This window comes from Arthrobacter sp. Dra40, assembly GCF_059091905.1.
In genome coordinates this window covers 1-13,178 of sequence record NZ_JBNHHB010000144.1, presented here as the reverse complement: position 1 = coordinate 13,178, position 13,178 = coordinate 1, and the positions used below count along the sequence as shown (strand labels likewise).

General features: G+C 66.9%; 14 protein-coding genes, 6 tRNA genes and 1 riboswitch. Of the genes, 12 read left to right on the top strand and 8 right to left on the bottom strand.

From position 1 onward, the window contains the following. Positions 1 to 32: 32 nt before the first annotated feature. A riboswitch (FMN riboswitch) is annotated at positions 33 to 177 on the bottom strand. Between the two features lie 72 nt (positions 178 to 249). From rpe to AC5RWT_RS27940, 6 genes are all read right to left on the bottom strand, one after another. After that, entirely contained in the window at positions 250 to 909 is a 660-nt protein-coding gene (gene rpe, locus AC5RWT_RS27965; RefSeq protein WP_494083035.1) for a ribulose-phosphate 3-epimerase, read from the bottom strand. 69 nt (positions 910 to 978) lie between these two features. After that, complete coding sequence (locus AC5RWT_RS27960; protein WP_494043949.1) at positions 979 to 2,553, bottom strand: RsmB/NOP family class I SAM-dependent RNA methyltransferase; 1,575 nt, start codon at positions 2,551 to 2,553, stop codon at positions 979 to 981. Then, the gene (gene fmt, locus AC5RWT_RS27955; RefSeq protein ID WP_494083036.1) at positions 2,550 to 3,479 is read right to left on the bottom strand and encodes a methionyl-tRNA formyltransferase; all 930 of its coding nucleotides are present in this window, start codon (positions 3,477 to 3,479) and stop codon (positions 2,550 to 2,552) included. Before fmt ends, AC5RWT_RS27960 begins: the two co-directional genes overlap by 4 nt. 17 nt (positions 3,480 to 3,496) lie before the next feature. Next, positions 3,497 to 4,093 (bottom strand): peptide deformylase, encoded by a 597-nt coding sequence (def, locus tag AC5RWT_RS27950; RefSeq protein ID WP_494083034.1) that lies wholly within the window; start codon positions 4,091 to 4,093, stop codon positions 3,497 to 3,499. A gap of 63 nt (positions 4,094 to 4,156) precedes the next feature. Then, complete coding sequence (locus AC5RWT_RS27945; RefSeq protein WP_494083033.1) at positions 4,157 to 5,026, bottom strand: cytochrome; 870 nt, start codon at positions 5,024 to 5,026, stop codon at positions 4,157 to 4,159. Between the two features lie 147 nt (positions 5,027 to 5,173). Next, positions 5,174 to 5,248, bottom strand: a tRNA-Val gene (locus tag AC5RWT_RS27940). A 338-nt stretch (positions 5,249 to 5,586) separates the two neighbouring features. On the opposite strand from AC5RWT_RS27940, the gene AC5RWT_RS27935 reads away from it, so the two are divergent. The 6 genes from AC5RWT_RS27935 to AC5RWT_RS27910 all read left to right on the top strand — a co-directional run bounded on the left by AC5RWT_RS27935 (position 5,587) and on the right by AC5RWT_RS27910 (position 6,501). Beyond that, positions 5,587 to 5,660 (top strand) — tRNA-Gly (locus AC5RWT_RS27935). Between the two features lie 61 nt (positions 5,661 to 5,721). Continuing rightward, positions 5,722 to 5,792, top strand: a tRNA-Cys gene (locus AC5RWT_RS27930). Between the two features lie 44 nt (positions 5,793 to 5,836). Then, a tRNA-Val gene (locus AC5RWT_RS27925) sits at positions 5,837 to 5,908 on the top strand. 35 nt (positions 5,909 to 5,943) lie between these two features. After that, positions 5,944 to 6,020, top strand: a tRNA-Gly gene (locus AC5RWT_RS27920). Positions 6,021 to 6,062: 42 nt separating this feature from the next. Then, a tRNA-Val gene (locus AC5RWT_RS27915) sits at positions 6,063 to 6,137 on the top strand. A 115-nt stretch (positions 6,138 to 6,252) separates the two neighbouring features. Further along, positions 6,253 to 6,501, top strand: coding sequence for an antitoxin (locus AC5RWT_RS27910; RefSeq protein ID WP_452035867.1), 249 nt, complete (start codon positions 6,253 to 6,255; stop codon positions 6,499 to 6,501). Between the two features lie 113 nt (positions 6,502 to 6,614). Here AC5RWT_RS27910 and zapE read toward each other — a convergent pair whose 3' ends face one another. Continuing rightward, entirely contained in the window at positions 6,615 to 7,652 is a 1,038-nt protein-coding gene (gene zapE, locus AC5RWT_RS27905) for a cell division protein ZapE (protein ID WP_494043953.1), read from the bottom strand. A gap of 197 nt (positions 7,653 to 7,849) precedes the next feature. On the opposite strand from zapE, the gene AC5RWT_RS27900 reads away from it, so the two are divergent. The 3 genes from AC5RWT_RS27900 to ybaK all read left to right on the top strand — a co-directional run bounded on the left by AC5RWT_RS27900 (position 7,850) and on the right by ybaK (position 9,789). Beyond that, the gene (locus AC5RWT_RS27900) at positions 7,850 to 8,755 is read left to right on the top strand and encodes a sulfurtransferase (RefSeq protein WP_494083032.1); all 906 of its coding nucleotides are present in this window, start codon (positions 7,850 to 7,852) and stop codon (positions 8,753 to 8,755) included. Between the two features lie 72 nt (positions 8,756 to 8,827). Then, positions 8,828 to 9,295, top strand: coding sequence for a SufE family protein (locus tag AC5RWT_RS27895; RefSeq protein ID WP_494083031.1), 468 nt, complete (start codon positions 8,828 to 8,830; stop codon positions 9,293 to 9,295). Positions 9,296 to 9,297: 2 nt separating this feature from the next. After that, entirely contained in the window at positions 9,298 to 9,789 is a 492-nt protein-coding gene (gene ybaK, locus AC5RWT_RS27890) for a Cys-tRNA(Pro) deacylase (RefSeq protein ID WP_494083030.1), read from the top strand. On the opposite strand, the gene AC5RWT_RS27885 is transcribed toward ybaK, so the two are convergent. After that, positions 9,786 to 11,051 carry an alpha/beta hydrolase family protein gene (locus tag AC5RWT_RS27885; protein WP_494083029.1) on the bottom strand — a complete coding sequence of 422 codons (1,266 nt, stop codon included), beginning with the start codon at positions 11,049 to 11,051 and terminating at the stop codon, positions 9,786 to 9,788. The two genes, ybaK and AC5RWT_RS27885, sit on opposite strands and share 4 nt — an antisense overlap. 98 nt (positions 11,052 to 11,149) lie before the next feature. Between AC5RWT_RS27885 and AC5RWT_RS27880 the strand changes: the two genes are divergently transcribed. The 3 genes from AC5RWT_RS27880 to AC5RWT_RS27870 all read left to right on the top strand — a co-directional run. Further along, on the top strand, positions 11,150 to 11,653 hold the full coding sequence (locus AC5RWT_RS27880; RefSeq protein ID WP_494083028.1) for a hypothetical protein: 504 nt from the start codon (positions 11,150 to 11,152) through the stop codon (positions 11,651 to 11,653). A 14-nt stretch (positions 11,654 to 11,667) separates the two neighbouring features. Next, positions 11,668 to 12,108 (top strand): peptide-methionine (R)-S-oxide reductase MsrB, encoded by a 441-nt coding sequence (gene msrB, locus AC5RWT_RS27875; protein WP_494083027.1) that lies wholly within the window; start codon positions 11,668 to 11,670, stop codon positions 12,106 to 12,108. 234 nt (positions 12,109 to 12,342) lie between these two features. After that, positions 12,343 to 13,178 (top strand): DUF6421 family protein (locus tag AC5RWT_RS27870; protein WP_494083026.1); only part of this gene is annotated, 836 nt, incomplete at its 3' end.

The window sequence follows — 13,178 nt, the reverse complement described above, 5'->3', positions numbered from 1 at the left end:
GACCGTACCCGGTGGCCCATGGCTGCCACCTGTACGTGCTTCTCCCATCCAGACTTTAACTGTCGGTACCGGAATTCCACCGGTTCAACCGTTGCCTCGGGTTCCGGGTGGAACTTTCGGCAACGGGTCGCGGACTATAACCGCCGGTTCGGACTTACACCGACCCCGGAGCACGTTGTGTTTGCGTAACTATGCTCTCATAACTGCTGCAGGGGGTCCCCGCATTCCCGTCACATCGTGTAACAGCCCTCACAGGACCTTGGCGGCGGCCCGCAGTGAGGCGATCGCTTGCTCAGGATCCGCCTGGCCGAAGACGGCGGAGCCGGCAACAAAAACCGTGGCGCCGGCCTCGGCTGCCCGCACAATCGTTTCCTCGGTGACGCCACCGTCCACTTGGATGGCCACCGGCAGACCGGTGCCCGCCACGGCGTTCGCCGCCTTCCGGATCTTGGGCAGCGTCACATCAAGGAACGCCTGGCCGCCGAAGCCGGGTTCAACCGTCATGATCAGCAGCAGGTCCATCTCGGGCAGCAGATCGAGATACGGCTCGACGGCGGTGGCCGGCTTGAGCGCCATGCCCGCTTTGGCGCCATGGAACCTCAGTTCCCTGGCCAGCCGTACCGGCGCCTTGGCCGCTTCCACATGGAAGGTCACCGACTCGATGCCGGCCTTGGCATAGGCCGGGGCCCACCGGTCGGGATCGGCAATCATCAGATGCGCGTCCAAGGGCAGGGGGCTGACTTCCCGGATCCGCTGCACCACCGGCAGCCCGATGGTCAGGTTCGGCACGAAGTGGTTGTCCATCACATCCACATGCACCGCATCGGCGGTGCTGATGCGGTGCAGTTCGGCTTCGAGGTTGACGAAATCAGCCGAGAGGATGCTGGGGTTGATGCAGCAGTGTGCCATCGGGATGCTTGCCTGCCTGTCTAAGTGTTGTTGAAGTGGGGGAACCCGTGCGGGGTGGTCAAGCGCGGGTCAGTTGCTTCGGCGCAGCAGGGCCATGAACATGGCATCGGTGCCGTGGCGGTGCGGCCAAAGTTGGGTGGTGGTCCCGCCGGCCCGGCCGACGGTGTCCCCGCCCGGTTGTCCCGCTTCCAGGTGGCCCGGGAGGCTGGCGCCGTCGAGCACGGCGGACGTGTCCAGCAGTTCCAGCCCCGGGTGACGGCGCAGCAGGTCGGCGACCACCGCCGTCGTCTCCGCCGGGTGCGGGGAGCACGTCACATAGGCGATCAGGCCGCCCGGCTTGGCGGCCGCGACGGCCGCTTCGAGCAGTTCACGCTGCAACGGACCCAATTGGGCAACGTCAGAAGGCTTCCGGCGCCAGCGGGATTCTGGCCGGCGCCGGAGGGCTCCCAGGCCGGTGCAGGGCGCGTCCACCATGATCCGATCGAACTGGCCCGCATACTGGTCGCCGACCTCGCGGCCGTCTCCGGTGCGGATCTCCCAGACGTCCGCCGGAACCGGCGCCAGCGCCTTGCGGACCAACTCGGCACGGTGCACGGCTACTTCATTGGCCAACAACGTGGCACCCTGTTGGGCGGCCAGCGCAGCGAGCAGGGCCGCTTTTCCGCCCGGTCCGGCGCAGAGGTCAAGCCAGCGCTCGCCCGGCGCTGCCGGGGCTGCTGCCGCCAGGGCGCGTGCCACCAGTTGGGAGCCGGCATCCTGGACGCGGGTGGTTCCGGCCCGGACGCTGGCCAGGCGGCCGACGTCGCCGCCGGCATACAGGGCAGAGCCTTCGACCAGTTCTCCGGACTCGGCCCCTGCCTCGACCGCCTCGTCCAAGGTGCCCAGTCCGGGCAGTGCCACCAGGTTCACCACGGGCGCGGCGTTGTCGGCGGTCAGCAGGTCTTCCAATTCGTCCACGCTGCGGCCATGGGCGGCCAGCGATTGCCGCAGGGCACGCACGATCCATTCCGGGTGGCTGTGTTCCAAGGCTGCGGCCCTGACCGGGTCCGTCTCCCCCGCCGTCAGCTCGGCGGTCCAGCCGCTGAGGTCGTGCGCGGTCACCTTGCGCAGCACGGCATTGATGAGCGATCCCGGCCCAGCGCCGATCACCGCGCGGGCCAGGCTGACGGTCTGGTCAAGGGCGGCATGTGCCGGCACCCGCATGGCCAGCAACTGGTGGGCGCCCAGGCGCAGCGCATCAAGGATCGCTGGGTCCAGCTGATCCAGTGGGCGGTCCACACAGCGGGCGAGGATGGCGTCATAGGTGCCTAAGCCGCGCAAGGCCCCGTAGGCCAATTCCGTAGCGAAACCGGCGTCCCGCTTGTCCAACCGGTGTTTGCGGATGCTCGCCGGCAGCACCAGGTTCGCATACGCGTCGTCCCTTTCCACCGCGCGCAGCACCTCGAAAGCGGCCAGCCTGGCCGGATCTGCCGTCCTCGACCGCTGCGATGGAGCCGACTGCGAGTAGTGCCGGGTGCCGCCGCGGTTGCGCTCCCGCCCGGCAGCATCACGTCGTCCGCCCCCCTGGCCCCCGCCGCCTTGTCGGCCGCGTCCTTCGTTGTTGCCGCGGCCGCTGTTCCGGCCGCCTTCATTCCGGCCGCTCATTCGAAGTGCACATCCTCACGCTGCCCGAGCCCGCGGGCCCAGTCTGCAGCATCCATCATCTTTTTACCTGCCGGCTGGACCTTGTCCAGTTCAATCGCGTGGGAGCCGGTCCCCACCAGGGCGGACGCCGACGAACCGCCGGACAACCTGACTGCCCCGGGCGGCAAATCCCGGGTCTCCGGTCGCGGTCGCACCGGTCCCAGCTTGAATCGCTGCCCGTCGAGCATGGTCCAGGCACCAGGCTCGGGCGTCACACCATTGATGCGGCGGCGTATGGCCAGCGCCGGCTGCCGCCAATCAACGTGCCCGTCCTCCAAGGACAGCTTGGGCGCCAGACTGACATCGCCGGACTGGGCCACGGCCGCGGCTTTGCCTGCGCCGACGGCCGCGAGGGTTTGGGACAGCAGCATGGCGCCGCTGCGGGAGAGCCTTTCCAGCACGTCGCCGCTGGTGTCCTCCGGGCGCAGCGCCTCGGTCAGGGTGCCGTAGACCGGGCCGGTATCCAGCCCCTTTTCCAGCAAAAAGGTGGAGGCGCCGGTGACATCGTCGCCGTGGATGATGGCATGCTGCACCGGCGCGGCCCCGCGCCATGCGGGCAACAGCGAGAAGTGCAGGTTGATCCAGCCATATTCCGGGATGCCCAGGGCGGCTTCCGGGACTAGGCCGCCATAGGCCACGATGGCCGCCACATCCGGAGTGGCTGCCCGGATGGCATCCATGGTGCCTTGGTCGATCCGGTTGGCCCGGATCACCGGCAGGCCCAGTTCCCCGGCGCGGGCCGCCACGGGCGAGGGAGTCATGATGCGTTTCCTGCCCACCGGCGCATCTTCACGGGTGAGCACCGCCACGATCTCGAACCCGTCCTGGACTAGCCGGTCGAGGGACGGGACCGCCACACCCGGCGTGCCGGCGAACAGTACGCGCAAACCGCTGGCGTTTTCGGTCATGCCAGCGGCTGCCCGAAGGAACCGGTGCGTGCCCGTTCCGGTCCGCGGCTGAAGCCGGAGTCGACGTTGGCGGCTCGCTGGGCCTGGGTTTCGCCGGCCACTTCGTTATAGCCCGCCTTGCGGATGGAGCGCAGCGCGTTCTTCCGGTCCTCGCCGGTGAGGTGGTCGATGTAGAGGATCCCGTCCAGGTGGTCGGTCTCGTGCTGGAAGCAGCGGGCCAGCATGCCGTCGCCTTCGTACTCCACCGGGTTGCCGTGCATGTCCTGGCCCGTCACCCGCGTCCAGCGGCGCCGGCGCACCGGATAGCCCAGCCCGGGGATGGACAGGCAGCCTTCGGCCACGTCCTCCTGGAAGTCGTCGCTGAGCTCAAGCACCGGGTTGACCACGTGGCCCCGCTGGCCACCCACGCGGAAGGTAAAGACCCGCAGGCTGACGCCAATCTGCGGTGCGGCCAGCCCTGCTCCGTCGACGTCATCCATGGTCTCGTCCATGTCCGCCACCAGCTTGGCCAGTTCCGGCCCGAACCCGGTCACCGGTTCCGCCTTGGTGCGCAGGACGGGGTCGCCGATAATCCGGATGCTCAGGATCGCCATGTAGTTCTTGTCCTCACTGCTGCCGCGTAGACGGCGCTGAAAGTTGTTGGGTTCCGGTCCAGTTTAGTGGGCTGGATGGGCCGCCTGCAGTGCCGGGGACGGAGGCGCGATCGGCAGCAGCGCGCGGCCGGCTTCCGACACCTGAAGATGCGTCTCCCAGGCACGCCGCAGCGAGCAGAACCGGTACCAGTGCCAGCGGAGCACCTCAGGGTTGGCCCGCATAGGCCGGACTTCAGTCTCGCCGATCGCCACGCCCAACAGCAACGGATCGTCACCGTGCGCCCACGGCTCCCAGCTTCCCGCCACACCGTCGACCAAGGACTCCTGTGCCTTCATGCCCGCCACCAATTGCATGACAACCTTGTCATTGAGCGCTTTGACCTGGCCGTTACGGTCCGTCCCCTTGGTCTTGAAGTCGATCAGGCAGGTACGACCGGCGATCTTGGCCACCAGGTCCAGTGTGCCGGCGTACCCCACTTCCTGGTTCCAGACGGTGATCTCGGGGGCTATCGGCTCCACTGAGTAGAGCTGCCACCATTCGTCGAAGCGGTCGGCGAACGCCTCTTCGCCGTTTGCCTTCAGGGCCTCCCGGGCGCCGGCGACGTCATGGTCCTTGTCCAGCGCCCGCAGCGCCACCTGTTCGCAGTACCCGTGGACCCGGTCGCCGCGCAGCGCCGCCGCGTCCCGGTAGCGGTCGGCCGCCAGCGTGGCTTCTTTCGCCAGCGTCCGCAGCTGGCCCGGATTTCCGGCGGCTTCGGCCAATCTGGCGTCCGATGCCAGCGAGGTGGCCGCCATGTGGGCAAACCAGCCGTCCAGGGTGGTCGGTTCCTGTGCGATCACCGTGGTGATGGAAGGGACCGACGGCGGCTCCGAGGTGGAGCGCGCGTACATCCGGCCGTTGGCGGTGGCATGCGCAAGGAGTGGTGCAGTCATAAAGAGATCTTCTCAGGTTCCACTGACGGTTCTGGTCCGCAGCCCACACTGAGGCTGATCCGCTTCGACGGCAACCTTCCGTGCCTCCGGCGGCGCACCAAAACAAACATCCCGGCCGGGCTGCTGCCTGGCCGGGATGTTGTGATGTGGTGGGCGATACTGGGTTCGAACCAGTGACCTCTTCGGTGTGAACGAAGCGCGCTACCACTGCGCCAATCGCCCGGATCTGCTGCGGATGCGCCGAACGCTTTCTGCAACGTGTAGAAATGCTAGCCCACCGGCCCGGAGAATCAAAAATCGCCGGGCCGGGCGGCCGGCGTGGCGGCTGCCGCATCGCGGCCGCATCGGCACCTCCGCGGTGAATCCGAGGCGGGGTGCCCCCTCAGTGGGGGCACCGCCGTCGTGAATGAGACGCCCTGGGTGCACTGACGTTTCACTCCGCTGGTGGACCGATTGGACGAAGCGGGAAACGTCCTATAGAGTTTTTACTCGTTGGAAATCACAACAACGCCGCGAGCGGTTCCACTAACGGTTCGCGGTAAAAGTGATGGATAACTTCTGCGGACGTAGCTCAGCTGGCTAGAGCACCACCTTGCCAAGGTGGATGTCGCGGGTTCGAATCCCGTCGTCCGCTCGCAAGTCACTGTTTAGTGCCAGCGTCGCTGGCCGGTCCTAGGGCATTTGCTCATAGGCGCGGTGGGGTGGCCGAGAGGCGAGGCAGCGGCCTGCAAAGCCGTATACGCGGGTTCGAATCCCGTCCCCACCTCGTGCGGTGGCACGGCAGGCAGGCAACATCTCGTGAGAGATCACGGGCGATTGGCGCAGCGGTAGCGCGCTTCCCTGACACGGAAGAGGTCACTGGTTCGATCCCAGTATCGCCCACTGAAACAGGCCGGAGTGATCCGGAACAGTTTCGCGCGGACGTAGCTCAGCTGGCTAGAGCACCACCTTGCCAAGGTGGATGTCGCGGGTTCGAATCCCGTCGTCCGCTCCACGTTTTTCTTCAGTTCCTCCAGCGCCCGCCTCGGGCAGACCGGGGCGATTGGCGCAGCGGTAGCGCGCTTCCCTGACACGGAAGAGGTCACTGGTTCGATCCCAGTATCGCCCACCATCGAACGGCTCCCTTCAGCGGGAGCCTTTGTTGTTTAAACTATTGAGCACCCGCTGACAAGTGCCTACGATGGAATGACAGGGGCGAAGGGCCCCCCGTCGGAAAGGAGGTGCCAGTGTCGTTATTTGACGAGCTCAAGGGCAGGGCAGGAGCCCTCAAGGACAAGGCAGCCGGTCTAGTGGGAGAAAACTCTGACACGATCAAGGGTGCCGTCGGCAACGTCGGTGAATACATCGACACCAAGACCGACGGTAAGTATTCCAAGCAGGTAGACGGCCTGCAGGCCAAGGCATCCGGTTTCGTCGACTCGTTCGGCGGCACGGGTGGCCAGGCGCCGTCCGACGGGAACACCTCGTCCAACTAGTCCTTAGCACGCCATGGAGGGCGCCGGACCGCCGGGAGGCGGGGCCGTCGCCCTTCTTCGTTAAGCAGCGCTCTTCGTTGAGGCGCGCTGAGAAGCCCGCCGTCGTCGAGGAGCTACGCCGCGGCTTCGCCGGCCTGGCCCTCGCGGGCCAGCGCTGTCAGGCGGGACACCGCCCGGAAGTACTTCTTCATGTAGCCGCCGGACATCATCTCCGGCGTGAACAGTTGATCGAACGGCACGCCGCTGGCGATGATCGGCACGTCCTTGTCATACAGCCGGTCGGCCAGCACCACGAACCGCAAGGCCACGGCCTGCTCGGAGATAGTGTGCACGTTGTGCCAGGCAACCGCGTCCACGCCGTCGAGGAACTGGCGGTAGCGGCTTGGATGCACGCCCTCCAGATGGCTGACGAGGTCGGAAAATTCGTCTGCGGCCACCACCTTGCCGTCGAAATCATGCATCCGGCGCTTGAGTTCGTGGTCGCTGAGCGGTTGCGGAGCGGCCGGCAGCCCGCGGTGCCGGTAGTCTTCGCCGTCCACGCGGATGACGTCGAACTGGTCGGCCAGCACCTGGATTTCGCGCTGGAAGTCGACGGCGGCGAAACGACCGTCCCCCAGCGAACCGGGCAAGGTATTGGAGGTGGCGGCAAGCTTGACCCCGGCGTCGGCCAGCTCCCGCATCAGCCGCGACATCAGCACCGTGTCGCCGGGATCATCCAGTTCGAACTCGTCGATGCACACCAGGCGGTAGCTGCTGAGGGCTTCCACGGTTTTGCGGAACGACAGTGCGCCCACCAGGTTGGTGTACTCGACGAAGGTGCCGAAAGCCTTCGGCCCATCCACCGCGTGCCACAGCGAGGCGAGCAGGTGCGTCTTGCCGACGCCGAAGCCGCCGTCCAGGTAGATGCCGGAGCGGCCTTCCGGCTTGGCACCGCCAAACAGCTTCTTCAAGCCCTTCGGCTTGGGCCGGTCGACGGCAGCGGCAAAGTGCTGCAGCGCTTTGACGGCCGCGGCTTGTGACGGCTGGGCCGGGTCCGGACGGTAGCTGGCGAAGGACACTTCGCCGAAGCGCGGCGACGGGTGCAGGCCCGCCAGCAGTTCGTCCACGGACACCTTGGGGGTCCGGCGTGAAAGCTGTTCAATCTTGGGCACGTGAAGCTTACCGCTGCTTTCCTGACATGGATGAGGTGACATGGCGGACGGAATGCCGCCAGCAAAACGATACGCTACCCGCGGCATTCAGGGGCAGTTGGTGTCGCCCGGAAGCTTTTGCCGGCTCCGGTGGTTAGGCTAAACAGAAGTCCCACGCCGTTTTGCACGGCCCCTACACGCTACGGAAAGGTCCTGCCATGCCCATTGCCGCTGAGCAGAACGAGAAATTCGCCGCCTATGCCAACCCCGACCGCTTGGTCTCCACGCAGTGGTTGGCGGACAACCTAGGCACGGACGGGCTCGTGGTGGTGGAATCAGACGAAGACATCCTGCTGTATGAAACCGGACACATTCCGTCGGCGGTGAAAATCGACTGGCACACCGACCTGAATGACCCGGACACCCGCGACTACGTTGACGGGGAAGGCTTTGCCGCGCTCCTTGGTTCCAAGGGAATCAGCCGCGATACCACCGTGGTGCTGTACGGCGACAAGAGCAACTGGTGGGCGGCCTATGCGCTCTGGGTCTTCGCCCTGTTCGGCCACGAGGACGTGCGGTTGCTGGACGGCGGCCGCGACAAATGGATAGCGGAAGGCCGCGAGCTCACCACCGCGGTGCCGCAGCCCGCACCGGTGGAATACCCCGTCGTTGAACGTAACGACCCGCCGATACGGGCCTTCCTCAATGATGTGCTGGACCACTTCGGCAAGCCGCTGGTGGACGTCCGCTCCCCCGAGGAATACTCCGGCCTGCGCACCACCATGCCGGCCTACCCGGAGGAAGGCGCGCTGCGCGGCGGCCACATCCCGACGGCGGCGTCCGTCCCGTGGGCGCGGGCCGCGGCCGAGGACGGCACGTTCCGCACGCGGGAAGAGCTCGAAGCCATCTATCTGGGCGAGGCCGGCCTGAAGCCGGGCGACGATGTGGTGGCGTACTGCCGGATTGGCGAACGCTCCAGCCACACCTGGTTTGTGCTCAAGCACCTGCTGGGCTTCGACACGGTCCGGAACTATGACGGTTCGTGGACCGAATGGGGCAACGCGGTGCGGGTGCCGATCGTCAAGGGCGACCAGCCCGGCCAGCTCCCCGCCGCGGCCCGCTGAGGAATAGCCGTCCGGCGCTGAACGTTAACACTAGCGAACCCGAAACTCCCCCAGAGAGCGCAACCTAACCTGATGACTGTGTCGCCCCAGACCATTCCCCAATCACTGGCCGAGATTATTGACGATTTCCAGGCGGTCACCGAGGCCGAACGGCTGCAGTTGCTGCTGGAATTCTCCCGCGAACTGCCGGAACTCCCGGAACGGTTTGCCGGTCATCCGGAGCTGCTGGAGCAGGTAGTGGAGTGCCAGTCGCCGCTTTTCCTCACGCTGGAGCTGGGCGACGACCCCGATCAGGATGTGCAGATTTACTTCTCCGCCCCGCCGGAGGCTCCGACCACCCGCGGCTTCGCCTCGGTGCTGCACGAGGGGCTGAATGGGCTTCCGGCCCAGGAGATCCTGGCCGTGCCGGACGACATCGCCGAGCACTTGGGTTTGACCCGTGCGATCACGCCGCTGCGGATCCGGGGAATGTCCGCCATGCTGTTCCGGATCAAGCGCCTGATCTCCGAGGCCCGGCAGCTGCGCGCAGCCTCGGCCTGAGCATGGCCAAACACAAACCATCCGCCGGAACCCCCGCCACCACGCTGCTGCAGCGGGCGGGGGTTCCGCATGTGCTGCACAGTTATACCCACGACCCCTCGGCGTCCAGTTTCGGTTTGGAGGCGGCGGAGGCGCTGGGCATGGATCCGGCACGCGTGTTCAAAACGCTGATGGCCACGCTGGACGGAACTCTGACGGTCGCCATCGTGCCGGTCAGCGCCAGTCTTGACCTGAAGAAATTCGCTGCGGCTTTGGGCGGCAAGCGGGCGGCCATGGCGGACCCGCAGGTGGCACAGCGGCGCACCGGATATGTGCTGGGCGGCATCTCGCCGCTCGGGCAGAAGCAGGCCAGCCCCACGGTGCTGGATTCCACCGCGCCGGGCTTCGCCACCATCCTGGTCTCCGGCGGGCGCCGCGGCCTGGACGTCGAAATTGCGCCGGAGGATCTGGTGGCGCTGACGCAGGCCGCCGTCGCGCCGATAAAGGCCGGCTAGCGCATCCCTGCAGGCCGGAGTACACGGCTCAAGAAGGCCGTAACCACGCGCTCCCAGCGTTGCGGGTCCACGTTCCATTCCCGGGTGTGCCCGGCCCCGCTGAAACGCTCGAAGGTGACCAGCGGGTTCTTCTCCGCCAGGGCCGCGGATGGCCCGTACGGCACAAAGTCGTCGTTCTCGCTGTGCACAATCAGCGTAGGGACCTGCAGTTCGTCGGCGCGGGCCACCCAATTCATCATCTTCAGGTCCAGCGGAGCAGCCAGGCCGGTCAACAGCCGCCCTGCCTTGTTCGAGATCAGCCACTGCGAGAATTGCCCCACCGCATCCGGAATCCGGTTCAGCCTCGCTTGGTGCGCCAGCACATCGGTCCAGTCAATCACCGGGGCGTCCAGCACCAGCGCCCGGATCCGGCTCCGGTAGAGCGACTGGTCGGCGGCCTGGAGGCTGATCGCCCCGCCCATCGACCAGCCCACCAGGACAACGTCCTGGGCGCCGTTCGCCAGCGCAAAACGGATCGCGGCCTCCACGTCGCGCCATTCCGTCATGCCCAGCCCGTAGCGGCGGTCCGGCGCGGAGGGGGCCTCGCCGTCGTTCCGGTAGGAAATCAGCAGCGAGGTCAGTCCCAGTTCCCGGATGGCGCGCACGGCGCGCACGCCCTCCGCCCGGGATGCTCCCCGGCCGTGCACCATGATGGCCCACGTGCTGGCCTCCGACTCGGCGCGGACCAGCCAGGCCGGCGCGGTGCCGCCGTCCACCTCGATCTGCACTTCCTCGTTGGCCAGCCCGACGGCGGCCGGGTCGGGGTAGGCTGCCCCGCCCCACCAGCCGCGCGTGGCAGCGGCGAGGTCGCCGGTGTACACCTGCTCGACCGCGCGCTGGACGGTGCCCTCCCGGGGCGAGTACGACGTCACCTCCCCCACCCGCGCCACGCCGCGTCCGCCGTCGAAGTAAACGCTGTAGACGCCCGGCGCGGTGGTGTCCAAGGTGGCCGGCAGGATGATTTCCTGCTCCGGCCAGGTTCCGACGACGGCCAGGATCTCGAGATCCTGGACATGCTCGCGGACCGGAGTCAGCACCTGACGGGCAAAGTAGGAGGCCAGGCCGGACGTCGCGCCGGCCAGGATGGATCCCGCGGCCGCCCCCGCCACTGCCCCCAGCAACAGCCAACGCGCCCTGGGCAGGGCGGCGTTGCCGTTGCCGGTGCCGTTGCCGTTGCCGGCAGAAGTGTTCCCGGACCGGGGAGAACGTTCGAACACAGCCATGGCTCCATTCTTGCCGGTGACGCCGCCCACCGCTAACCGGCAGGCCGTCGGCGGGCCGGATTGTTGTGAGCGGTGGGGCTGCTGATTAGGCTGGGCCCATGACGGAAACCATCGTGGTGCTGACCGAGGAACCGCTGAACGAAGCCGACCTGCAGAACCTGGGTTGGCTGGCCGGTGAGCAGACCGTCGCCGAACAGACAACCTTCCAAGTGCTGATTCCTGAGGACACCAAGCGGAACCTGCTGCTCGATTTTTTGGAGCGGCTGAGCATGCTGGAGGTCGGTACGGCGTTCCGCGAGCTGGCCCAAGGCCAGCCGGATCCGGACGATGCCCGGCTTGAGGCAGCCGAGGCCAAGCGCCTCTCGGTGAAGCTGCTGGAAGAAGCCGGCTTCAAGGCCACGGTGGACATCGTGGAGGACGACGGCGTGTCCGCCTTGGTGGCTCACGTCGGCACGCACGCGGCGGACCGGGCGGTGGTCATCACCCGGCCGCACGCCATTTCCGATACCTTCCACACCGACTGGGCCAACCGCGCACAGGAGAAGCTGGGGATTCCCGTGCTGCACCTGTACTCGGGCTCGGGATACATTGGCGACTCGTGAGCGTTGGAGAGAATATGAGCAACACAGAAACCGGACAGTTCCCGGTGACCAAGAGCGACGACGAGTGGCGGCGCGAGCTGAGCCCGGAGGAATACCACGTGCTCCGCGAGGCGGGCACCGAGCGTCCGTACACCGGTGAGTACTGGGACAGCCACACCGAAGGTACCTACAGCTGCCGCGCCTGCGGTGCGGAGCTGTTCACCAGCAAGGAGAAGTTCGACTCGCATTGCGGCTGGCCGTCCTTCTGGGCGCCGCTGGCCGAGGGAACCGTCCGCTACCTGCGGGACGGGACGCTGGGCATGGAGCGGATTGAGGTCCGCTGCGCCAACTGCAATTCGCACCTGGGCCATGTGTTCGAGGGCGAAGGCTACGAGACCCCCACGGACCAGCGCTACTGCATCAACTCGGTCTCCCTGACACTGAAGAGCACAGAAGAGCCCAAGGCTGCCGAGTAGCGCCTAAGCGCCTCCCTCCCTGCAGGCCGGACACGCCCCCTCGTCCCCCGGCCGTGATCAAGCCCGGCCAGCGCGAGCCGGGCTTCGTCATTTGCGGCCGCCCTCCGCCCCGAGCATTACAGTTGCTTACCTGTTGCCCGTTTTGAAATAAGTGCGGCTGTTGCGTTGCTACGCTCGCTACATACTTCAGCAGATTGCCGGGACCTGCCCGGCCGACGGAAAGGCGAGGCAACGATGACCATCACCCCCACGCGCTCCAATTCCCGCAGCATGCAGCACGGCAACCCGGCCCAGCACCCCGCCTGGCTGCGGCTCAAGGCGGCCGCCACCGAACTGCGCGGGCTCCAGGTCCGCGACGGTTCCGTTCCGGACGACGGCAACAAGCCGGCGGCGGCCCGGCACACGGACGCCATCGTGGACGCCATCGCCCAGCTGGCGCCGCTGTTCGAACACGACGCCGATTATCTGGACAAGCTGGCCGCGGACTTCCGCGCCTGGCGCGACGGCGGATTCGGCGTGCCGGACTTCCTCGATTCGCTGTTGGCCTTCCAGCCGCAGCAACACCGGGTCAACGGGCTGCAGCACCTGGTGGTCTTCCCGATGTACACCCAGAACGGCAGCAGCGACCGGCTGGTCGAGGCCGTGCTGATCGAAGTCATCTGGCCCGACTTCATCGGCGAGCTGGAGGCCGGTGCGTACTCCAACAAACTGTTCGTGCCCATCCGCTTCCTGGACTTCACGGCCGGCTATGACACCAACTCCGCCGTGCTCTTCCCGGAGACCGTGGCCGTGCGCGAAACCCCGGCCTTCACTTGGGGCGCCATTTTCGCCGACCGCGAGGCAGCCCGCTTCCGCACCGTGGTCCGCGCCGCCGCCGAGATCACCGCGCTGCAGCTGCCGGACGAGGCCGCGGCGCTGCTGGATGACCAGCAGCTGACGCAGGAAACCTTCGTGATGTGGGACCTGATCCACGACCGCACGCACATGCGCGGCGACCTGCCATTCGACCCGTTCATGATCAAGCAGCGGATGCCGTACTTCCTGTACTCGCTGGAGGAACTGCGCTGCGA